Source organism: Kitasatospora sp. NPDC088391, assembly GCF_044753345.1.
Taxonomy (GTDB): domain Bacteria; phylum Actinomycetota; class Actinomycetes; order Streptomycetales; family Streptomycetaceae; genus Kitasatospora.
This window is the reverse complement of record NZ_JBIVNB010000001.1, coordinates 557,049-580,496: the sequence shown is the minus strand read 5'-3', so window position 1 is coordinate 580,496 and position 23,448 is coordinate 557,049. Positions and strand designations below refer to the sequence as shown.

The following is a 23,448-nucleotide window of genomic DNA, read 5'->3' as shown; positions in this document are numbered from 1 at the left end:
TCCCGCGTACAGGGCCGAGACGTGGGACCGGGGGTCGCCGTGGACCGTCGCAGTTTCGTGGGGTTCGGGGTGGCCTCGCTGGCCGTGCTCGCCGTGCAGTGGGCGTCGGCCGAGCCGCAGCGGCTGGCCCGGGCGTTCGGCGGGGCGCGGGTGGACGGCGCGGTGGTGGACTGGCTGGAGGCGGGCGGCAACGGGCTGGCGGTGCTGCCGACCGAGCAGCGGCGGCACGCGGCCCGCCTGATGGACGCCCAACTCGCCACCGTCACGGGCCTGCTGGCCGACGGGCGGTACGACGAGCGGACAGGGCGGCGGCTGCACCGGCTGGCCGCCTCGCTGGCCTCCACCTGCGGCTGGTACCGGTTCGACCAGGGCCGGCACGCCGCCGCCGGGCGGATGTGGGAGGTCGCGCTGCTGTCCGCGCACGCCGCCGGGGACCGCGACCGGGTCGCGGGCGTCCTCGCCGACACCGCCTACCAGGCGACCTGGCTCGGACGGCCCCGGGCCTCCGCCGACCGGCTCGGCTACGCGCTCACCGGCGTCCGGCACCCCTCGGCCCGGGCGCTGCTGCTGCTCCGGCGGGCCCGCGCGGACGCCGCACTCGGCGAACGGGCCGCCTGCTACCGGGACTTGGCGGCGGCCGAACGCGCCCTGGACGGGGCGGACGCCGGGCCGCCGCCGCCCGGCTGGTGCTGCTGGATGGGCCCCGCGGACCTGGCCGTCGACTCCGGGCGCTGCCTGCTCGACCTCGGCCACCCCGCCGCCGCCCGGGCCCGGATCGCCGAGGGCGTCGCGCTGCTGCCCCCGGCCCGGGACAAGACCCGCGCGGTCTTCCTCGCCTACCAGGCCCACGCCCTGCTGCGCACCGGCGAGGTCGAACAGGCCCTGGCGGCGACCGCCGACGCCCTCGACCTGTCGGCCCGGATCGGCGCCCCGCGCTGCGTGGCCCTGGTCCGCGACCTGGCCCCGGCGCTGGCCCGGCACCGCCGGGTGGACGGCGTCCCGGAGTTCCTGGACCGGCTCACCGCCGTCTGAGCCGCCGGGACAGCCTCCCGGCCCCGGCTCCCGGCTCCCGGTTCCCTCGCCCCCCGGAGCCGTTCGGACGGCCGGGCGGGGGTTTCCGGCGTACGCGCGGCGCTTCGGGGCAGGCGCGGGGGCGGCGCACCCGGAGGGGCCGGGCGCGCGTCCTAGGCGACGGAGGCCGAGATGTCCACACCGCAACGCGAGGCGGCCGGGCCCGGTCCCGGCACGGTGGAGACCGACGTCCCGGGCCGGCTCGACCGCCTGCCGTGGTCGCCCTGGCACTGGCGCATCCTGATCGGCCTGGGAACCGTCTGGATCCTGGACGGCCTGGAGGTCACCGTCGTCGGCAACCTGGCCGCCCGGCTCGCCGAACCGGGCAGCGGGGTCGCGATCAGCACCACCCAGGTCACCACGGTGGCCGCCGCGCTGTACGTGGCCGGCGCGTGCTGCGGCGCGCTGTTCTTCGGCTGGCTGACCGACCGGCTGGGCCGCAAGAAGCTGTTCATGGTCACCCTCGTGGTGTACCTGGCGGCGACCGCCGTCACCGCGTTCTCCTGGACGGCCTGGTTCTTCTTCCTGTGCCGGTTCTTCACCGGCTTCGGCATCGGCGGCGAGTACGCGGCCATCAACTCGGCGATCGACGAGCTGATCCCGGCCCGGGTCCGCGGCCGGGTCGACCTGATCGTCAACGGCAGCTTCTGGATCGGCGCGGCGCTCGGCGCGTTCGCCTCGATCGCCCTGCTGGACACCGCGCTGTTCGCCACCGACGTCGGCTGGCGGCTGGCGTTCGGCATCGGCGTCGTCCTCGGCCTGGTGATCCTGCTGGTGCGCCGGCACGTCCCGGAGAGCCCGCGCTGGCTGTTCCTGCACGGGCGCGGCGACGAGGCGGAGGAGATCGTCGCCGAGGCGGAGCGGATCGTCCGGGAGGAGAGCGGGAAGGAACTGCCGCCGGTCGAGGACCCGCCGATCCGGATCCGGGAGCGCGGCCCGATCGGCTTCGTCACCGTCGCGCGGACCCTGGTGCGCACCTACCCGCGCCGCACCGTGCTCGGCCTGTCGCTGTTCGTCGGGCAGTCCTTCCTCTACAACTCGGTCACCTTCGGGTACGCGGCGATCCTCACCACCTTCTTCGACGTCCCGGCGGGCGACACCGGCTACTACTTCGCGGTGATCGCGGTCGGCAACTTCCTCGGCCCGGTGCTGCTCGGCCACTTCTTCGACTCGGTGGGCCGCCGCCCGATGATCGCCGGCACCTACCTGGGCTCCGGGGTGCTGCTGTTCGGCACCGCCTGGCTGTTCCAGCGCGGCTCGCTGGACGCCCCCACCATGACGGCCTGCTGGACGGCGGTGCTGTTCCTGGCCTCGGCCGGGGCCAGCTCGGCCTACCTGACGGTCAGTGAGATCTTCCCGATGGAGACCCGGGCGCTGTGCATCGCCTTCTTCTACGCGGTGGGCACCGCGGTCGGCGGCATCTCCGGGCCGCTGCTCTTCAACGGCCTGGTCGGCAGCGGGGAGGTCGGCGACACCACGCTGGCGTTCTGCATCGGCGCGGCCCTGATGGCGGCCGCCGGACTGGTCGAGGCGTTGATCGGGATCAAGGCCGAGCGGCGCAGCCTGGAGTCGCTGGCCGCGCCGCTCAGCCAGGTCCCGGACCCGGACCCGGCCGGTCGGGTCTGACGGCCGGGTCTGACGGCCGGTCAGCGGCCCTCGACGGCCTCCGCGAGGTCGGCGGTCTCCGGCTCCCAGCGCAGCAGGTCGCCGGGCTGGCAGGCCAGGACCTCGCAGAGGGCGGCGAGGGTGGCGAAGCGGACCGCCTTGGCGCGGCCGTTCTTGAGGACGGCGAGGTTGGCGGGGGTGATGCCGACCCGCTCCGCGAGCTCGCCGACGGACATCTTGCGCCGGGCCAGCATCACGTCGATGTCGACGCTGATCGGCATCAGATCACCTCGTCCAACTCGGCCTGCAGCCGGTCCGCCTCGACGTCGCGGGCGACGGCCTGGGTGAGCAGGGCGCGCAGCAGCGCCACGATCAGGGCGACGCCCAGGACCGCCAGCCCGATGCCGCCCATGATGACGGTGACGCCCGGATCGTCGCGCTGGCCGGGCGCGTTGACGGCGGTGACGGCGAACCACAGCAGGGCGATCGCGACGATCGCGCCGATGATGCCGTTCACGTACCGGAACGCGGCGGTGGAGAACACCGTCCCGCGCCGCACCATCGCCACCAGCCGCCACACGCAGCCCATCACGACCTGGGCCGCGCCCAGACCCAGCACGGTGATCACCCGGAACGCGGTCAGCGGGAGCGTCCCGTCCTCCGGGTCCTTCCCGCCGACCAGCATCCACAGCATCAGCACCTGGACGAGCACGGTGCCGGCGAGCACCACCACGAGCACGGTGCGCAGGGCGCGGACCGTCAGTTTTCCCATGAGTCGACCTTCCATCGAGCAACGATGGAAATCTATCGAATATCGATAGGCGTAGGCAAGGGGCGGCCGGCGGCCGTCGGCCGACGACCACCCCTCACCGGGCTCAGGAGAAGACGAACCAGTTGAGGTTGACGAAGTCGGCGGGCTGGCCGCTGCTGAAGGTCAGGTAGACGTCGCGGACGCCGGTGATCCGGGCCAGGTCGGCGGGGACGGTGCGCCAGGTCTGCCAGCCGCCGGTGTTGGCGAGGGCGAAGGAGCCGACGGGGGTGGCGGTGGGGCTGCCCAGGCGGACCTGGACCAGGCCGCTGACGCCGGCGGCCGCGCCGGAGGCGACCCGGGCGTCGATCCGGGTGGCGCCGGTGGAGCCGAAGTCGAGGGTGTAGCGCAGCCAGTCGCCGTTGGCGAGCCAGCCGACGTCGGTGCCGCCGCCGGTGTCGGAGCAGGACTCGGTCTGCGCCCCCGACTGGGCGGCGAAGGACTCGGCCTGGACGGTGGCGAACGCCGAGGTGCCGCCGCCCGGCGGCGGGGTGGTCGGGGTGCCGCCGCCGGACAGGCCGCCGACGGTGATCACCCAGCGGGTCGGCGCGCCGGACTGCACCTTGCCCTCGAAGTCGACCCCGGCCGGGTGGACGTCGTCGTACGGGAAGGCGTAGCCGAGGCCGTCGGGCGTGGTGGAGTGCAGGATGCGGGCGTAGTGGTTGGTGCGGGCCTGGGCGTAGAAGGTCGCCGGGTTCTCGCCGGTGGGCTGGTTCGGGTTGCCCAGCAGCGTGGTGCGGTTGAACGCGGCGGCCAGCCGGGCGCTCAGATTGCCCATCAGGTCGTTGCCGGTGGTGAACGGGGCGTCGCTGCAGGAGAAGATCGCCAGCGTGGAGGGCTTGGCGAACGATCCCGCGCCGGGGAAGTTCAGCGTGCCGCCGCTGACCCGGCCGGTGAACGCGCCCCAGGTGTACTGGGTGTCGATCCGCAGGTCGGTGCCCGCGTACTTGCTCCACACCTGGTCGACGTACGGCTCGAAGTAGCCGCCGAACAGGGAGCCGTTGCCGCGGATCGCCAGGTTGGGCGCCAGCACCCGCAGGTCGGCTCCGGAGCGGTTGACCACCAGCCGGCTCCAGTCCGCGCCGTCGGCGGCGGACTGGGCGCGCAGCGCGGCGGCGACCCGGGACAGGCCGTCGGCGGGCAGGCCGCGGACCGTCTGGGTGGGGCCGCCGGAGACCTCCAGTTGGAAGGCGATCGGCAGGCAGACCATGTCGACGAAGGTGATGTTGCCGAACAACTGGTCGTTGTTGAAGGTGAATTCGCAGAAGTCGTGCCGGACGTCGATGTTCGGGTCGGTCGGGTTGACCACCGAGGGCAGCGCGAGCCCGCCGCCGCGGTTCATCAGGAAGGTCAGCTTGCCGCCGACCGAGAAGTAGACCCGCCCGCTGTCCAGGTGCGGCAGCGTGACCCGGCGCGGGGCCGCCCCGGAGGCGTTCAGCGCGATCGCGCAGTCCGTGCCCAGCGGCGTCTGGTCGTTGGCCGGGTTCGGCGGGTGGTACAGGCCGCTGCCGTTGGCCTGCAGGAAGGCCCAACTACCGCCCGCCGCCGGGTCGCGGCCGAGCACGTACGCGTACACGGTGTTGCTGCCGGTGGTGTTGGCCAGGTCGAGGGCCAGCGTGGCCGGGGTCTGCGCCTCGGCCTGGCCGCCGGGGACGAGGGCGGCGGCGGGGAGCGCGAGCGCGGCGGCGGCCAGCAGCGCGCGGCGGGAGAGGCGGCTCCCGGACGAGGGGGCCGGGGGCTGGACGTGACGGGGCGTCATGGCGTGCGGGTGTCCTTCCGGGTGGGGCGGGAGGGAGCGGGGGCGGTGGCGGGAGGGGGCGCGGCCGGTGGCAGGTGCGGGAGCCGACCGGCCGCGCCCGGGGAAGGGGCCGGTGGGGACGGCCCGTGGCCCGGTGGCTCAGCGGCCCGGGAGCGGACGGGGCGTCAGCCGAGCGTCCACTTCTGGGCGCCGGTGCCGTTGCAGGTCCACAGCTGGAGGTGGGTGCCGTCGGCGGCGGAGCCGTTCGGGGAGTCCAGGCACTTGCCGGAGCCCGGGTTGAGGAAGTCGTTGCCGGAGCGGTGCTGCCACTGCTGGGCGCTGGTGCCGTTGCAGGTGTAGAGCTGGATCACCGCGCCGTCGTTGTGCGAGGCGGCGGCCACGTCCAGGCACTTGCCGAGGGCGCGGACGGTGCCGTCGGTGCCGACCGTCCACTGCTGGGCGGCGTTGCCGGTGCAGTTGTGCAGCTGGATGGGCGTGCTGTCGGCGCTGGAGCCGCCCGCGACGTCCACGCACATGCCGCCGGGGCCGGTGATCCGCCCGGTGTAGGGGCCGGTGCTGCCGCCCCAGGTGCTGGTGTGGACGTAGTCGACCACCATGGTCTGCGGGTAGCTGGAGGAGCCGTCGGGGCTGCCCGGCCAGTCGCCGCCGACCGCGAGGTTGAGGATGACGAAGAACGGGTGGTCGAAGACCCAGCGGTTGCCGCCCAGGTCGGCGGGGGTGCGGGTCTGGTAGGCGTTGCCGTCCACCGACCAGGTGACGGAGTTGGGGCTCCAGTCGACCGCGAAGGTGTGGAAGGCGTCGGCGAAGGACTGCCCGGCCGGGAGGCTGTAGGGCGCGCCGATGCCCGCCGCGCCGGAGTAGCCGGGGCCGTGGAAGGTGCCGTGCACGGTGCCGGGTTCGCGGCCGATGTTCTCCATCACGTCGATCTCGCCGCTGTTCGGCCAGCCGACGGTGCCGAGGTCGTTGCCGAGCATCCAGAAGGCCGGCCAGATGCCCTGCCCGCGCGGGATCTTGATCCGGGACTCGAAGTGCCCGTACGCCTGGGTGAAGGTGCGCGAGGTGTTCAGCCGGGCCGAGGTGTACTGGCAGGTGCCGTACCAGCAGGACAGGCCGGGGTCGGTGTTCCGCTTCGCGGTGATCACCAGGTGGCCCTGGCCGTCCAGCGCGGCGTTCGCGGCGCCGCCCGTGTAGTACTGCAGCTCGTGGTTGCCGTTGCCCGAACCGCCGGTCTCCAGCGTCCACTTGGCGGGGTCGGCGGCCGCGCCGGCCGGGCCGTCGAAGTCGTCGCCCCAGTTCGCGGCGAGCTGTCCGGCGGCCGGTGCCGCCGCCGCGGCCGGCACGGCGGCCGCGGCGGGGGCGGTGGCCGAGGTCAGCGGGGCGGCGGCCACCAGGGCGGTGGCGACCAGCAGGGCGAAGCCGCCGAAGGACCAGCGGCGCGTGCGTGGGGGAGCAGCCATGGAAGAACCTTCCCTCGATCTGAGAGCGCTCTCTGCGGCGGTGTCCCGCCGCCGGTAGGGCTGAATCGTACGGAGGTGTTATCGGCATGGCAACGTCAAAGAACCCTTGTTCTGCTAGGCATTTCCGCCCAACTTGCCTTCGGGACTTGAAGGCTGGGTCGTCCATGCCGGTCGGGGGGCGGTGAGAGCGCTCTCCGGCGCAGCGGGCCCAGATCCGTCGAGGCCGGTCCGGGGCGGGCCCGGGGTGTGCTGGGCAGCGCTCCGAGCTGCATGTAAGGTAACCCTTGCCTAAGTGGGCGGGGTGGTGATCGAGGGTGGGAGGCGAACGGTGGACCGACCGCACGCGCAGGAGCCGGGGCTGCTGGACTGGCTGACCGGGCTGGGCGCCCACCGGGGCGCCACCGTGGTGGTCAAGTTCGGCGGGAACGCCATGGTGGAGGAGGAGTTGAAGGCGTCCTTCGCCCGCTCCGTGGTGCTGCTGCGGTACGCCGGGCTGCGCCCGGTGGTGGTGCACGGCGGCGGTCCGCAGATCGACGCGCACCTGCGCCGACTCGGCGTCAGCGCCCCGTTCGCGGGCGGCCTGCGGGTCACCACGCCCGAGGTGATGGGCGAGGTCCGGATGGTGCTGGCCGGGCAGGTGCAGCGCGAGCTGGTCAACCTGGTCAACGCGCACGGCCCGTTCGCGGTCGGCCTGACCGGCGAGGACGCGGGCACCCTGCGGGCCGTCAAACGCCGCTGCCTGGTGGACGGCGAGCCCGTCGACCTGGGCCGGGTCGGCGAGGTCGCCGAGGTTCGCACCGGACTGCTGCGCGCCCTGCTGGCGGACGGCCGGATACCGGTGCTGTCCTCGGTCGCGGTCGGCGACGACGGCGCCGTCTACAACGTGAACGCCGACACCGCGGCCGCCGCCGTGGCCGGCGCGCTGGGTGCGCGCACCCTGCTGATGCTCACCGACGTGCCCGGCCTGTACCGGAGTTGGCCCCCCGCCGGGGACGTGATCGAGGAACTGCCGGCCGCCGAGCTGGCCGCCCTGCTGCCCGGCCTGGCGGGCGGCATGGTCCCGAAGATGACGGCCTGTCTGGCCGCGCTGCGGGCCGGGGTGGGGGAGGTGCGGGTGCTGGACGGGCGGGAGCCCGACGCGGTGCTGCGCGCCTTCGGCCCCGGCGCGCCCGGCACCCGGGTGGTCGCCGACCCGGCGGCCCGTCCCGCCGCCGGCGGGTCGGCGACCACCCGGGTGCCCGCGGCCCGCTGAGCGGCGGCCGGGGGCGTTCGGGGACTTTCGGGGGCGGCTGAGGGGCGTTCGGGGGGTGGTCGGGGGCAAAAGCCCTGGCCGGGGCGGGGGCTGAACTTGACTCAGCCGCCTGTCGTAAGAGAAGTTAGGTAAGCCTAACCAAAGCAGTTGGGGGGCCGGGCGGTTCCGGCCCCGTCGTACCGGTATCGGGAAGAGGGAAGGACGCGCATGTCGCTGGAGAACGAGGCGGTCCGCACGGACGCGGACGTCGACGACCTGGTCGGCATAGGCTTCGGCCCCGCCAACCTCGCCCTCGCCATCGCGATCGACGACCACAACCGGACCGGTGCCGAACCTCCGCTGCGGGTCGGCTTCCTGGAGCGCCAGGAGCGCTTCGGCTGGCACCGCGGCATGCTGCTGGACGGCGCCACCATGCAGGTGTCCTTCCTCAAGGACCTGGTCACCCAGCGCGACCCGCGCAGCCGCTTCACCTTCCTGACGTACCTGCAGGAGCGCGGCCGGCTCGCCGACTTCATCAACCTGAAGACCTTCTACCCGACCCGGCTGGAGTTCCACGACTACTTCGAGTGGTGCGCCGCCGAGTTCGCCGACCGGGTCGGCTACGCCCGCACCGTCACCGGCATCCGCCCGCTGACCGGCCCCGACGGCCGGACCGAGCAGGTCGAGGTGGTCTCCGAGGCGCTCGGCGGCGGCGACGCGCAGGTCCGCCGGGCCCGCAACATCGCCGTCGGCACCGGCCTGACCCCGCGGCTGCCCGCGGGCGTCGAGACCGGCGAGAGCCTCTGGCACACCCGCGACCTGCTGTTCCGTGCACCGGAGTTGGCCCGGCGCGGCCTGCGGCACCGCCGGATCGCCGTGGTCGGCGCCGGCCAGTCCGCCGCCGAGGCCGTCGAGTACCTGCACCGCACCTTCCCCGACGCCGAGATCTGCGCCGTGCTGACCCGGTACGGCTACAGCCCCGCCGACGACAGCCCGTTCGCCAACCGGATCTTCGACCCGGCCGCGGTGGACGAGTTCTACGCCGCCTCCGAGGAGTCCAGGCGGACCCTGCTCGCCCAGCACGCCAACACCAACTACTCCGTGGTGGACGGCGAGCTGATCGAGGCGCTGTACCGCACCGCCTACCAGGAGAAGGTCGCCGGACAGGAGCGCCTGCGGGTGCTCAACACCACCCGCCTGATCGGCGCCGAGCACACCGCCGACGGCGTCCGCGCCCAGCTGCGCTCGCTCACCACCGGCCGCGAACAGGCCCTGGAGTGCGACGCGGTGGTGCTCGCCACCGGCTACGCCCACGTCGACCCGCGCGAACTGCTCGGCGACCTCGCCGCCGACTGCCGCACCGACGAGCAGGGCCGGCTCCGGGTCGACCGCGACCACCGGGTGCTCACCGGGGACCGCCTCGACGTCGGCATCTACCTCCAGGGCGGCACCGAGCACACCCACGGCATCACCTCCTCGCTGCTCTCCACGCTGGCCGTGCGCTCCGGCGAGATCCGCGACTCGATGCTGCTGCGCCGCTCCGGCCGCGACCTGCGGGCCCGCAGCGCCGCCGTCACCGCCTGAACCTCCGTCACATTCCTTGCCAAGAAACGGACTTGACGCCATGACCGCCCCCGCCGGGTTCGACCCGGACACCCTGCGCGCCGAGATCGCCGACCTGCTCGGCGAGGCGCCCGAGGACATCCACGACGAGGACGACCTGCGCGACCTCGGCCTGGACTCGATGCGGCTGATGCACCTGGTGGAGACCTGGCGCGCCCGCGGCGCCCGGGTCGAGTTCGCCGACCTCGCCGACCTGGACGGCCCGCCCACCCTGCTCGCCTGGTCGGCCCACCTCACCCGCGCCTGACCGCCCCGCAGCTCTCGGACTTCCCGCCGAAGACCCCCCACCGAAGAACCCCCGCCGAAGAACCCCCGTTGAGGAGAACCATGAACACCCGCGCGCTGACCTCCCGGACCGCGAGGGCGCTCGCCGCGGCCGCCGCCGTCGTGCTCGCCGCCACCGCCTGCGGCTCCGGCGGCTCCGGCGGCGACGGCAAGGACGCCGCCCCCGCCGCGGGCGGCGCGAGCAAGGGCCCGGTCACCGTCGAGGCCAGCAACGGCAAGGTCACCGTCCCCGCGGGCGTCCAGCGGATCGTCAGCATCTCCTACGCCACCGGCGCGCTGCTCGACCTCGGCGTGCAGCCCGTCGGCACCAGCACCATCGACGAGAACAACCCGATGGAGCTGCTGCCCGCGCAGACCGAGGCCGCCAAGAAGATCGAGCCGATCGGCTCCGGCATCGAGATCAACATCGAGAAGGTCGCCTCGCTCCGCCCCGACCTGATCGTCGTCGAGGGCGCCACCGCCTTCGACTGGGGCGTCAAGAAGCTCGAAGGCATCGCCCCCACCCTGTACTTCGGCATCGACAAGCCCGTCGACCTGCTGAACGCGCAGGAGAAGATCGCCACCGCAGTCGGCAAGGAGGCGGAGTTCAAGAAGCTGAAGTCCGACTACGAGGCCAAGGCCGCGAAGATCAAGTCCACCTACGCGGACAAGCTCAACTCGACCAAGTGGACCATCGCCTCCTCCTACGGCGGCGGCGAGTTCCTGGTCGACACCTCCACCTCCTGGGTCGGCCGGGTGCTGAACGACGCGGGCGCCAAGTTCTCCCAGGCGTCCTCGGACGCCACCGACCACGAGGTCACCTACTCGGTGGAGAAGCTCGACGTCCTCGCCGACGCCGACATCATCCTGATCCCGAGGACCGCCGCCACCGGCGAGGTCCCGCAGGACACCAAGGACCTGGACAAGCAGCCGTCCTGGCAGAACCTGAAGGCCGTCAAGGCCGGCAAGGTCGTTCCGGTCACCTACGCCACCACCGACCGCTACGGCACCTCGATCAACGTGCTCGACCAGATCGAGGCCGTCCTCAAGGGCCAGTAGGCCCCGCGCCGGACCCCGGGCCGCCCGCGGCGGCGGCCGGGCCCCGGCGGCGGCCCCGGCGCCCCCGGCGGCACCCCTCGGCGACCCCCGGGCGGCGACACCCCCGGCACACGTACCTCCGCACCTCGCACCACACTGCGGCCCCGGCCCGCCCCGCACCGGACCCCGGCCGCCGACCTCGGGAAGGGCCCGACCATGGCTGGCACCACGACCACGCAGGCCGCACACGGAGCCGGACCGGAGCTGACGGCGGCCCAGGCCGGCGTCCTCGCCGCGCAACGCATCGACCCCGGCAGCCCCGCCCACAACGTCGGCCAGTACGTGCGCCTGGACGGCCCGCTCCGCCCCGAACTGCTCGAAGCCGCCCTGGCCCGGACCCTCGCCGAGGCCGACGGCCTGCACCTCACCGTCGGCCCGCGCCACGCCCGCCCCGGCCGCTTCGACCCGGACGCCTTCACCCTCGCCCGGCTCGACACCAGCGCCGCCACCGACCCCGTCGAGGCCGCCGTCGACCTGGTCCGCCGCCAACTCGCCCGCCCCGCCGACCTGGAGCGCGGCCCGCTGCACGGCGCGCTGCTGGTCCGCACCGGCGCGGACAGCCACCTCTGGTTCCAGTGGTTCCACCACCTGGTGATCGACGGCTACGGCGTCACCCTGTTCACCCGCCGGGTCGCCGAGGTGTACACCGCCCTCGCCACCGGTGCCGACGTCCCGGCCGGCCCGCTGCGCCCCGCCGCCGTCCTCGCCGACGCCGAACGCGCCTACCTGGCGGGCGAATCCGCCGCCCGGGACGCCGCCTGGTGGCGGCAGCGCTTCGCCGACCGCCCGCAGGCGCACGCCCTCACCGAGCAGCAGGCCGCCGCCGCGCCCGCCGCGCTCCGCCACCGGATCGCCCTCGACGCCGCCCGCACCGCCCCGCTGCTCGCCGCCGCCAAGGCCGCCCGCACCACCTGGGCCGAGGCCGCGCACGCCGCCCTCGCCGCCTACCTGCACCGGATCACCGGCACCGCCGACCCCGTCGTCGGCCTGCACGTGATGGCCCGCACCGCGCCCGGCACCCTGCGCGTCCCCGGCATGGCCGTCAACATCCTGCCGCTGCGCCTCGCCGTCGCCCCCGAGGACGGCTTCGCCACCCTCCTGCGGCGCTCCGCCGCCGAGCTCAAGGACCTGCGCCGCCACCAGCTGCACCGCGGCGAGGAACTGCGCCGCGCCCTCGGCCTGGTCGGCACCGACGAGCGGCTGTACGGCCCGCTGCTGAACATCAAGCCCTTCGACCTCGACCTGGACTTCGCGGGCATCCCCGGCCGCACCGTCAACCTCGCCGCCGGACCGGTCGACGACCTCTCGCTCTCCGTCGCCAAGACCCCCGACCACCGGCTGCTGCTCGACTTCGACGCCAACCCGCGCCTGTACACCGAAGCCGAACTCGCCCTGCACGCCGAGCGGTTCACCGCCCTGCTGGAGCGCCTGGCCGCCGAGCCGGACCGCCCTGTCGGCGACCTCGACCTGCTCACCGCCGCCGAGCGCACCGACCTGCTGGAGCACCGCAACGCCACCGCGCACCCCGTCGAGCCCGGCACCCTGGCCACCCGGATCGCCGCGCAGGCCGCCCGCACCCCCCGCGCCACCGCCGTGATCGCCCCCGACGGCAGCCTCAGCTACGCCGAACTGTCGGAAACCGCCCGGAAGCTGGCCCGGGTGCTGGCCGCCGCCGGGGCCGGCCCGGACCGGATCGTCGCCGTCGCCGTGCCGCGCTCCACCGCCCTGATGACCGCGCTGCTCGGCATCCTCGGCTCCGGCGCCGCCTACCTGCCGCTGGACACCGACCACCCCGCCGAACGCCTCGCCTCGATGGTCGAGGACGCCGACCCCGTCCGGGTCGTCACCACCGCCGCGTTGCTCGACCGGCTCCCCGCCGCCGCCCGCGAACGCGCCCTGCTGATCGACGGGTTGCCGGAGGACGCGGACGGCGCCGAGCCGGTCGCGGCCGGGCCCGACCACGCCGCGTACGTCATCTACACCTCCGGCTCCACCGGCCGCCCGAAGGGCGTCGTCGTCACCCACCGGGCCATCGTCAACCGGCTGGCCTGGATGCAGCACGCCTACCCGCTCGGCCCCGACGACCGGGTCCTGCAGAAGACCCCCGCCGGGTTCGACGTCTCCGTCTGGGAGTTCTTCTGGGCCCTCGCCGAGGGCGCCGCCGTCGTGCTGGCCCGCCCCGACGGCCACAAGGAACCCGGCTACCTCGCCGACCTGATCGCCGAACAGGCCGTCACCACCCTGCACTTCGTCCCGTCCATGCTGCGCGCCTTCCTGGAGGAACCCGGCCTCGCCGACCGCTGCGCCGGCCTGCGCCGCGCCTTCTGCTCCGGCGAGGCGCTGCCCGCCGACACCGTCGGGCGCTGGTACGCCGAACTGCCCGGCGTCCCGCTGCACAACCTGTACGGCCCGACCGAGGCCGCCGTCGACGTCACCTACCACCCGACCGTCCCCGGCGCGGGAACGGTGCCGATCGGCCGTCCCGTGTGGAACACCCGGCTGTACGTGCTGGACGCCGCGCTGCGGCCCTGCCCGGTCGGCGTGGCGGGCGAACTGTACCTGGCGGGCGTGCAGTTGGCGCGCGGCTACCTCGGCCGCCCCGGCCTCACCGCGTCCCGGTTCGTCGCCGACCCGTTCGGCGCGCCCGGCGAGCGGATGTACCGGACCGGTGACCTGGTGCGCTGGGCCGCCGACGGCGGCGTCGAGTACCTCGGCCGGACCGACGACCAGGTGAAGATCCGCGGCTTCCGGATCGAACTCGGCGAGATCGAGGCCGCGTTGGCCGCCCTGCCGGGCGTCGCCCAGGCCGCCGTGCTGGTCCGCCGGCTCCCCGGCGGCGCCGACCAGTTGGTCGGCTACGCGGCCCCGCCGCCCGCCGACCCGCAGGCCCTGCTGGACCGCCTCGCGCTCACCCTGCCCGAGTACTTCGTCCCCGCCGTGCTGGTCGGCCTGGACGCCCTGCCGCTGTCCGTCAACGGCAAGCTCGACCGCAAGGCGCTGCCCGCGCCCGCCACCGGCACCGGCGGCACCGCCGCGCCGCGCACCGGCACCGAGCGGATGCTCGCCGCGCTGGTCGCCGAGGTCCTCGGCCTGCCCGTCGAGCAGGTCGGCGCCGACGACAACTTCTTCTCGCTCGGCGGCGACAGCATCTCCGCCATCCAGCTCGGCAGCCGGGCCCGGCACGCCGGTCTCGCCCTCACCCCCCGCGAGGTCTTCGACCGCCGCACCGTCGCCCGGATCGCCGCCGCCGTCACCGCGACGGCCCCCGGCGGCGCCGCCGCGGGCCCGGCCGTCGACCCCGTCGGCCCGCTCCCGGCCACCCCCGTCACCGAATGGCTGCGCCGGCAGGGCGGCCCGGTCCGCCGCCACGCCCAGACCGTCACCGTCACCGTCCCGCCCGGCCTCGACCACGACCGCCTGGTGGCGGCCCTCGACGCCCTGACGGACCGCCACGACGCGCTGCGGCTGCGGCTGCACGTCGGTGCGGACGCGCTCACGGGGGAGGCGGGCGCCGCTCCGGCCGGGTGGACGCAGGAGGTGCGGCCGGTCGGGTCCGCGCCCGCCGCCGGGGCGGTGCGGCGGACGGCCGTGGCGCCGGAGGGGCTGGTGGCGGCCGCGGCCGTCGCCCGGGAGGAGGCGGCGGACCGGCTCGACCCCGAGCAGGGGGTCGTGCTGCAGGCCGTGCACCTGGACGCCGGGCCCGCGTGCGACGGGCTGCTGGTGCTGGCCGTCCACCACCTGGCGGTGGACGGCGTGTCCTGGCGCATCCTGCTGCCCGACCTGCGCGACGCCTACGAGGGCCGGGCCCTCGCGCCGGTGCCGACCTCCGTCCGGGCCTGGGCGCACGGGCTGGCCGAGGCCGCCGCGAGCCCCGCCGTGCAGGCCGAACTGCCGTACTGGCAGCAGCAGGTGACGCGCGAGGCGGCCCCGCTGCTGGCCGAGCGGGCGCTCGACCCCCGGCAGGACACCGCCGCCCGGCAGCGCCGCCTGCGGCTGACCCTGTCGGCCGGGCGGACCGCCCCGCTGCTGACCGCCGTCCCCGCCGCCCGCCGGGCCGGGGTCGACCACGTCCTGCTGACCGGCCTCGCGCTGGCGCTCCAGGACCGCCGCCGCGCCCTGCACGGCGAGGCCGCCGCCACCGGGCTGCTGCTCCGGCTGGAGGGCCACGGCCGCGAGGACCACCTCGTCCCGGGCGCCGACACCTCGCGCACCGTCGGCTGGCTGACCAGCGAGTTCCCGCTCCGGCTCGACCTGACGGGCGACGAGGAGCCCGGCACCGCCCTCGGCCTGGTCAAGGAGCGGATGCGCGCGCTGCCCGCCGCCGGCACCGGCTGGGGCCTGCTGCGCCACCTCGACGCCGCCGGGGAGCTGGCGCTCGCCGACGCGCCCGAGCCGCGCCTGCTCTTCAACTACCTGGGCCGCTTCGCCGCCACCGGCGAGCCCTGGACGCCCGACCCGCGGGCCGGGGACGCGATCACCGCCACCACCGACCCGGAACGGCCCTGCGGCCACGCCCTGGAGATCGGCGCGTTCGTCCACGACCACCCCGGCGGCGCCGAGTTGACCGTCCAACTCGTCTGGCCCGAAGGGGTGTTCACCGAGGCGGAGGTCGAGGCGCTGGCCGCCGCCTGGTGCGCCCGGCTGGACGGCCTGGCCCGCTGGGCGGCCCGCCCGGACGCCGCCGCGCCCACCCCGTCCGACGTGCCGCTGGCCCCCGTCACCCAGGCCGACCTGGACGCGCTGGCCGCCCGCCACCCCGGCCTGGAAGACGTGCTGCCGCTCTCCCCGCTCCAGGAGGGCCTGCTGTTCCACGACCGGATGCAGCGCCCCGGCGACGACGAGCTGTACACCTCGCTGACCTCGCTCGACCTGCACGGCCCGCTCGACCGGGACGCCCTGGTCCGCGCCGTCGACCTGGTCGTCCACCGGCACGGCGCGCTGCGCGCCGCCTTCGGCCCCACCGCCGCCGGCGAACCCGTGCAGGCCCTCGCCGGGCAGGTCCGCGTCCCGTGGACCGAGCACGACCTGACCGCCCTCGACGAGGAGCGACAGGCCGCCGAGAGCGCCCGGATCGAGACCGCCGAGGCTGCCCGCCGCTTCGACCTGGCCCGGCCGCCGCTGCTGCGCTGCGCCCTGGTCGCGCTCGGCCCGGACCGGCACCGGCTGCTGCTGACCCGCCACCACATCGTGATGGACGGCTGGTCCACGCCCGTGCTGCTGCGCGAGGTGCTGACCGTCTACGCGGGCGGCGAACTGCCCGCCGCGCCGCGCTGGGCCGACCACCTGGCCTGGCTGGCCGGACGCGACGCCGCCGCCGACACCGCCGCCTGGCGCCGCGCCCTGGCCGACCTGGACGGCCCCACCCTGCTCGCCGACGCGCTCGGCGCGCCCGCCGCCCCCGACGGCACCCCGGCCCGCGAACTCGACCTGCCGATCCCGGCCGAACTGGCCGCCGCGCTCACCGCCACCGCCCGCCGCCACGGCCTGACCCTCAACACCCTGGTGCAGGGCGCCTGGGCGGTCCTGCTGGGCCGCCTGACCGGCCGCACCGACGTGATGTTCGGCGCCACCGTCTCCGGCCGCCCCGGCGAACTCCCGGGCGTGGAGCGCGCGGTGGGCCTGTTCAGCAACACCGTCCCGGTCCGTTTCGCGCTCCGCGAGGACGAGCCGGTCGCCGCGGCGCTGACCCGGCTCCAGCAGGCGCAGTCCGCGCTGCTCGACCACCAGCACGTCGGCCTCGCCCAGCTGCAGGCCGACGCCGGGCACGGCACCCTGTTCGACACCCTGCTGGTGTTCGAGAACTACCCGTTCGACCCGGACGCCCTGGCCACCACCGGACTGCGGGTCGCCGCCGTCGGCAACCGCGGCGCCACCCACTACCCGCTGACGCTGCTCACCCTGCCCGGCGAGCACCCGAAGTTCACGATCGAGTACCGGCCCGACACCTTCCGCCCCGGGCAGGCCGCCGCGATCGGCCACCGGCTGCTCCGCCTGCTCGCCGCGATGGCCGCCGAACCGGCCACGCCCGTCGGGCAGTTGGACGTCCTGGCGGCCGAGGAGCGGCACGCCGTGCTGGACGGCTGGAACGCCACCGACCGCCCCGTCCCGGCCGGCACCGTGGTCGACGCGTTCCGCGCCACCGCCGCCGCCCGCCCCGAAGACGTCGCCGTCGTGCACGACGGGCGCACCCTGACGTTCCGTCGGCTCGCCGACCGGGTCGACGCCCACGCCCGCCACCTGGCCGCGCTCGGCGCCCGCCCCGGCACCGTGGTCGCGCTCGCCCTGCCGCGCTCCGCCGATCTGGTCGCCGCCCTGCTCGGCGTGCTCGCCGCCGGCGCCGCCTACCTGCCGGTCGACCTCGACCACCCCGACGAGCGGATCGCCCTGATGCTCGCCGACGCCGAACCGCTGCTCACCCTCACCACGCCCGAACTCGTCGCCCAACGGCCGGTGCTGGCGGACACCCGGCTGGGCGCCGTCCCGCTCGCCGAGCTGGGGACGCTCTCGGCGGACCCCGTCCGCCCCGGGCCCGACGACCTGGCGTACGTCATCCACACCTCCGGTTCCACCGGCCGCCCCAAGGGCGTGCAGGTCCCGCACCGGGGCCTGGCCAACCTGCTGGAGCACCACGGCGGCACGGTCTTCGCCAAGGCCGTCGCGGCGGCCGGCGGCCGGCGGCTGCGCGCCGCGCACACCGCCTCGTTCTCCTTCGACTCCTCCTGGGAGCAGCTGCTGTGGCTGCTGCTCGGCCACGAACTGCACGTCTACGGCGAGGAGTTGCGCCGCGACCCGCAGGCGCTCGCGGCCCGCCTGACCGCCGACCGGATCGACACCCTGGACGTCACCCCGTCGTTCGGCGCGCAGCTCGTCGAGTGGGGCCTGCTGGACGACCCCGCGCACCGGCCGCTGCTGTTCCTGGTCGGCGGCGAGGCCGTCGGCGACGCCCTGTGGCAGCGCATCCGGGCCACCCCCGGCGTGCTCGGCCACAACTTCTACGGTCCCACCGAGTACACCGTCGACACCCTCGGCGCCGACCTCGCCGACAGTCCGACCCCGTTCGTCGGCCGGCCGATCGGCAACACCCGCTGCTACGTGCTGGACGCCCGGCTGCGGCCGGTGCCGCCCGGCACCCCCGGCGAGCTGTACGTCGCCGGGCCCGGCCTGGCCCGCGGCTACGGCAACCGGCCCGGCCTGACGGCGTCCCGGTTCGTCGCCGACCCGTTCGGCGCGCCCGGCACCCGGATGTACCGCACCGGCGACCTGGTCCGGCACCGGGCCGACGGCGGCCTCGACTACCTGGGCCGCGAGGACGACCAGGTGAAGATCCGCGGCTTCCGGGTCGAGCCCGGCGAGGCCGAGGCCGCGCTCGCCGCGCTGCCCGGCGTCGCGCAGGCCGCCGTGGTGGTCCGCCCCGGCCCCGGCGGGGCCAAGCGCCTGGTCGGCTACCTGGTGCCCGCGCCCGGCGCGGACACCGACCCGGCGGCCCTGCGCAAGGCCCTCGGCGCGGCGCTGCCCGAGTACCTGGTGCCCGCCGCCCTGGTGGCGCTGGACGCGCTGCCGCTGAACGTCAACGGCAAGCTCGACCGGCAGGCGCTGCCCGAGCCCGGCGCCGACGCGTACGCCGCCCCCGCCGGGCGGGCCCCGCGCACCGCCCGCGAACAACTGGTCTGCGAAGCCTTCGCGGACGTCCTCGGCCTGCCCGCCGTCGGCGTCGACGAGGACTTCTTCGCCCTCGGCGGCCACTCGCTGCTCGCCACCCGGGTGGTGGGCCGGCTGCGCGCCGCGCTCGGCACCGAGGTCGCGATCCGCGCCCTGTTCGAGGCCCGCACCCCCGCCGCGTTCGCCGCCCGGCTGGACGGCGACGGACCCGGCCGCACCGCGCCCGCGGCCCGGCCCCGCCCCGAGCTGCTCCCGCTCGCCCCCGCGCAGGCCCGGCTCTGGTTCCTGGACCGCCTGCAGGGCCCGTCCACCGCCTACACCATCCCGTGCGCGCTCCGGATCGACGGCGAACTCGACGCCGCCGCCCTGGAGTCGGCGTTCGGCGACGTGCTGGCCCGGCACGAGGCGCTGCGCACCGTCGTCGCCGAGCACGAGGGCCGCCCCTACCAGCGCGTCCTGTCGCCCGAGCGGGCCGGGGTGCCGTTCGAGGTCCGCGAGGTGCCCGGGCACCGGCTGGACGCGGAGGCCGCCGCGGCGGGCGCCCACGCCTTCGACCTGACCGGGGAGCTCCCGGTCCGCGCCGTGCTGCTCAGCGCGGGCCCGCGCCGGCACGTGCTGAGCATCGCGCTGCACCACCTGGCCGGGGACGAGTGGTCCGAGGGCGTGCTGCTGCGCGACCTGGACGCCGCCTACACCGCCCGGCGGGCCGGGCGCGCGCCCGAACTGCCGCCGCTGCCGCTCCAGTTCGCCGACCACACGCTGTGGCAGGCCGAGCAGCCGACGGACCGCCAGGCCGCCTACTGGGCCGAGCGGCTGGCCGGGCTGCCCGCCGAACTCGCGCTGCCCGCCGACCGGCCGCGCCCCGCCGAGGCCACCGGCCGCGGCGGCGCCGTCCGGCTCGCACTGCCCGCCGAACTGCACACCGCCCTCGCCGCGTTGGCCCGGCGCACCGGCGCCACCCCGTTCATGGTGGTGCAGGCCGCCGCCGCGCTGCTGCTCGGCCGACTGGCCGGGACCAGGGACGTGGCGCTCGGCGCCCCCGTCGCCGGGCGCGGCGAGCAGGAGCTGGAACAGCTGGTCGGCTTCTTCGTCAACACCCTGGTGCTGCGGCACGGGTGGGAGGACGGGCAGAGCTTCGAGCAGCTCGTCGCCGGGGCGAAGGAGACCGTGCTGGGCGCGCTCGCCCACCAGGACCTGCCGTTCGACCGCCTGGTCGACCTGGTCAACCCCGAACGGACCCTGGGCCGGCACCCGCTGTTCCAGGTGATGGTCCAGTACCGCAAGGAGGCCGGCGGCCTGGACGCGCTGCTCGGCGCCCGCACCGCGCTGCTGCCCGACCCGGTGCACGCCGCCCGCTTCGACCTGGCGTTCACTTTCGTGGAGTCCGCCGACGGCACCCGCACCGACCTGACCGTCATCCACGCCGAGGACCTGTTCGACCGGGCCACCGCCCGCCTGTTCGGCGCCCGGCTGCTGCGCGTCCTGGAGCAGGCCGCCGCCGACCCGGCCCGGCCGGTCGGCACGATCGAGCCGACCGCCGCCGAGGAGGTCCGCGGCCTGGCCGGGGCCTGGAACGCCACCGCGATCCCGGTCCGCGCGGGCACCCTGGTCACCCGGATCGCCGAGGCCGTCGCCGCTACCCCCGACGCGGTCGCCGTCGAGTTCGAGGACACCGCGCTGACCTACCGCGAACTCGCCGACCGGGCCGACCGGTTGGCCCGCGCGCTGACCGCCGCCGGGGCCGGGCCGGACACCGTGGTCGGCGTCGCCGTGCCGCGCTCCGCCGAACTGATGGTCGCGCTGCTCGCCGTGCTGCGGGCCGGGGCCGCCTACCTGCCGCTGGACACCGAGTACCCGGCCGAGCGCTTGGCCGGGATGATCGAGGACGCCCGCCCCGTCTGCGTGCTCACCCTGCCCGGGGCGGACGCCGCCGTCCCGGCGGTGCCCGGCGTGCCGCTGCTGCCCGTCGACGCCACCGGCCCCGCCGACCTGGCGCTCGCCGCGCCCGGCCCCGACCACGCCGCGTACGTCATCTTCACCTCCGGCTCCACCGGCCGCCCCAAGGGCGTCGTCGTCACCCACCGGGCGATCGTCAACCGGCTGGAGTGGATGCGCGAGATGTACGCGATCGACGCCGCCGACCGGGTCCTGCAGAAGACCCCCGCCGGATTCGACGTCTCCGTCTGGGAGTTCTTCCTCGCCCTGACCGTCGGCGCCCGCGTCGTGCTGGCCCGCCCCGGCGGCCACCGCGACCCCGGGTACCTGGCCGCGCTGGTCGCCCGCGGCGGCGTCACCACCTGCCACTTCGTGCCGTCCATGCTGGTCGCCTTCACCACCGCCGCCGAACAGGACCCCGCCCTGCGAAGGGAGTTCGCGGGCGTCCGCCGGGTCTACTGCTCCGGCGAGGCGCTGCCCGCCGCCGCCGTCGACCGCTTCCTCGCGCTCTGGCCGCAGATCGAACTGCACAACCTGTACGGCCCCACCGAGGCCGCCGTCGACGTCACCCACCACCGCGCCTGGGCCGGTGCGGGCACCGTCCCGATCGGCCGCCCCGCCTGGAACACCCGGCTGTACGTGCTGGACGCCGCGCTGCGGCCCTGCCCGGTCGGCGTGGCGGGCGAACTGTACCTGGCGGGCGTGCAGTTGGCGCGCGGCTACCTCGGCCGCCCCGGCCTCACCGCGTCCCGGTTCGTCGCCGACCCGTTCGGCGCGCCCGGCGAGCGGATGTACCGGACCGGCGACCTGGTGCGCCACCGGATCGACGGCAGCGTCGAGTACCTGGGCCGGACCGACGACCAGGTGAAGATCCGCGGCTTCCGGATCGAACTCGGCGAGATCGAGGCCGCGTTGGCCGCCCTGCCGGGCGTCGCCGCGGCCGCCGCCACCGTCCGGGAGACCGCCGGCGGCGCGAAGCAGCTGGTCGGGTACGTGGTTCCCGCGGCGGGCTCCGGCGCGACCGGCAGCGGCGCCCGGGCCGCGCTCGCCGCGACCCTCCCCGAACACCTGGTCCCGTCCGTGGTGGTGGAGCTCGCCGCGCTGCCGCTGTCCGTCAACGGCAAGCTCGACCGCAAGGCGCTGCCCGCCCCCGAACGCTCCACCGCCCTCGCCGCCGCCGTCCCGGCCGCCGCCACCCCCGCGACCGCGCTCACCCGGGTCTTCGCCGAGGTGCTCGGCCTCGCCGAGGTCGGCCCCGACGAGAACTTCTTCGCCCTCGGCGGCGACAGCATCGTCTCGCTCCAACTCGTCAGCCGGGCCAAGGCCGCGGGCTGGGCGATCAGCGCCAAGGACGTCTTCCAGCACCCCACCCCCGCCGCGCTGGCCACCGCCTTCGGCGCCCCCGCCGCACCCCCGGCCGCCCCGGCCCTCCCGCCGGCCGCTCCGTCCGACGGGCCGGTCCCGCTGCTCCCCGTCGTGCACTGGCTGCGCGAACGCGGCGGCCCGATCGACCGGTTCAACCAGTCCGTCCTGCTCACCACCCCCGCCGACCTGGACCCGACCGCCCTGCGCACCGCCCTGACCGCGCTGATCGAGACCCACCCCGCCCTGCGGCTGCGCCTCGACACCACGGACGGCCTGTGGACCCAGGAGACCGTCCCGGCCGCGGCCGCGTCGTCCGGCGCTCCCGCCGCCGACGGGCTGCTGCGGCGGGTCGCGGCCCCCGGCGGGCCGAGCGCGGCGCAGCTCACCGCGGAGGCGGACCGGGCGGCCGGGGAGTTGGACCCGGCGGCCGGGCGGACGGTGCGCGCGGTGTGGTTCGACGCCGGGGACGGGGCCGAGGGCAGGCTGCTGCTGACGGTCCACCACCTGGCCGTGGACGGCGTCTCCTGGCGGGTGCTGCTGCCCCGGCTCGCCGCCGCCCACCGGGACGCCGCCGCCGGTCGCCGCCCCGCCCTCGCGCCCGAGCTGGTCGGCCTGCGCGAGTGGGCCGAGCACCTGCACGCCCACGCCGGGCAGCGGGTCCGGCTCGCCGAGGCCGCGTACTGGCGCACCGCGACGGCGGGCCCCGCCGGGCCGCTGGCCGGCCTGGCCGCCGACCCCGTCCGCGACACCGTCGCCACCCTGCGCACCCTGCGCCGGGTCGTCCCGGCGGAGCGCACCGCCCCGCTGCTCGCCGGCGCGGGCACCGGCGTCGACGAACTCCTGCTGGCCGCACTGGTCCTGGGCCTGGCCGTGGCCCGGCCGGGCCACGCGCCGAACGTCCAGGTCGACCTGGAGGGCCACGGCCGGGGCGGCCACGACGGCCACACCCCCGACCTGTCCGGCACCGTCGGCTGGTTCACCACCGTCCACCCCGTCCGGCTCGACCTGGCCGGACTCGACCCGGCCGCGACGTCGGACGTCCTGGCCCGGGTCAAGGAGCAGCTGCGCGCCGCCCCCGACAAGGGGCTCGGCCACGGCCTGCTGCGCCACCTCGACCCGCAGACCGCGCCGCTGCTGGCCGCCGCCCCGGCCTCCCCGGTGCTGTTCAACTACCGGGGCCGCACCGACCAGGCAGCGCCCACCGGGGACGGCTGGCCGCTCGCCCCGGCCGAGGAACGCGCCGCGGTCGCGGCCGGGGCCGGACCCGACCCGCGGATGCCCGCGGGCTACCCGCTGGAGATCGACGCGGCCGTCGTCCCCGGCCCGACCGGCCGCCCCGAACTCGCGGTCGAACTCTCCTGGCCCGCCGCGCTGCTGACCGAACCGGAGGCCGCCGCCATCGCCGACGCCTGGCTCACCGCCCTCGACGCCCTCGCCCGCCGCACGGCCCCCCTCACCCCGGCCGACCTCTCCCTGGTCGCCCTGAAGCAGGGCCAGCTCGACCGCCTCCAGTCCAAGCTCCGCACCCGGCGCCCCCGATGACCGCCCTCCCGCCGGGCCCCGGCTCCGCGAA

11 protein-coding genes are annotated in these 23,448 nt (G+C 76.0%); 7 read left to right on the top strand and 4 right to left on the bottom strand.

The features are described from left to right. The first annotated feature begins 39 nt into the window (after positions 1–39). A complete protein-coding gene (locus ACIQBJ_RS02420) occupies positions 40–1,032 on the top strand; it encodes an XRE family transcriptional regulator (RefSeq protein ID WP_400702109.1) in 993 nt (330 codons plus the stop codon). A 171-nt stretch (positions 1,033–1,203) separates the two neighbouring features. Continuing rightward, entirely contained in the window at positions 1,204–2,697 is a 1,494-nt protein-coding gene (locus tag ACIQBJ_RS02415) for an MFS transporter (RefSeq protein WP_400702106.1), read from the top strand. Between the two features lie 20 nt (positions 2,698–2,717). On the opposite strand, the gene ACIQBJ_RS02410 is transcribed toward ACIQBJ_RS02415, so the two are convergent. The 4 genes from ACIQBJ_RS02410 to ACIQBJ_RS02395 form a co-directional block, all read right to left on the bottom strand. Next, positions 2,718–2,957 (bottom strand): helix-turn-helix domain-containing protein, encoded by a 240-nt coding sequence (locus ACIQBJ_RS02410; protein WP_400702103.1) that lies wholly within the window; start codon positions 2,955–2,957, stop codon positions 2,718–2,720. Next, on the bottom strand, positions 2,957–3,448 hold the full coding sequence (locus ACIQBJ_RS02405; RefSeq protein ID WP_400702100.1) for a DUF2975 domain-containing protein: 492 nt from the start codon (positions 3,446–3,448) through the stop codon (positions 2,957–2,959). The genes ACIQBJ_RS02410 and ACIQBJ_RS02405 overlap by 1 nt, the downstream gene beginning before the upstream one ends. 103 nt (positions 3,449–3,551) lie before the next feature. After that, entirely contained in the window at positions 3,552–5,243 is a 1,692-nt protein-coding gene (locus tag ACIQBJ_RS02400) for a beta-1,3-glucanase family protein (RefSeq protein WP_400702097.1), read from the bottom strand. 164 nt (positions 5,244–5,407) lie between these two features. Continuing rightward, positions 5,408–6,700 (bottom strand): ricin-type beta-trefoil lectin domain protein, encoded by a 1,293-nt coding sequence (locus tag ACIQBJ_RS02395; protein ID WP_400702094.1) that lies wholly within the window; start codon positions 6,698–6,700, stop codon positions 5,408–5,410. A 328-nt stretch (positions 6,701–7,028) separates the two neighbouring features. On the opposite strand from ACIQBJ_RS02395, the gene argB reads away from it, so the two are divergent. From argB to ACIQBJ_RS02370, 5 genes are all read left to right on the top strand, one after another. Next, positions 7,029–7,952 (top strand): acetylglutamate kinase, encoded by a 924-nt coding sequence (argB, locus tag ACIQBJ_RS02390; protein ID WP_400702091.1) that lies wholly within the window; start codon positions 7,029–7,031, stop codon positions 7,950–7,952. 207 nt (positions 7,953–8,159) lie between these two features. After that, on the top strand, positions 8,160–9,515 hold the full coding sequence (locus ACIQBJ_RS02385) for a lysine N(6)-hydroxylase/L-ornithine N(5)-oxygenase family protein (protein ID WP_400702088.1): 1,356 nt from the start codon (positions 8,160–8,162) through the stop codon (positions 9,513–9,515). Positions 9,516–9,555: 40 nt separating this feature from the next. Further along, entirely contained in the window at positions 9,556–9,801 is a 246-nt protein-coding gene (locus ACIQBJ_RS02380) for a phosphopantetheine-binding protein (RefSeq protein ID WP_400702085.1), read from the top strand. Positions 9,802–9,881: 80 nt separating this feature from the next. Further along, positions 9,882–10,877, top strand: a complete 996-nt coding sequence (locus ACIQBJ_RS02375) for an ABC transporter substrate-binding protein (protein WP_400702081.1) — start codon at positions 9,882–9,884, stop codon at positions 10,875–10,877. A 195-nt stretch (positions 10,878–11,072) separates the two neighbouring features. Next, the gene (locus ACIQBJ_RS02370; protein WP_400702078.1) at positions 11,073–23,417 is read left to right on the top strand and encodes an amino acid adenylation domain-containing protein; all 12,345 of its coding nucleotides are present in this window, start codon (positions 11,073–11,075) and stop codon (positions 23,415–23,417) included. Positions 23,418–23,448: the final 31 nt, after the last annotated feature.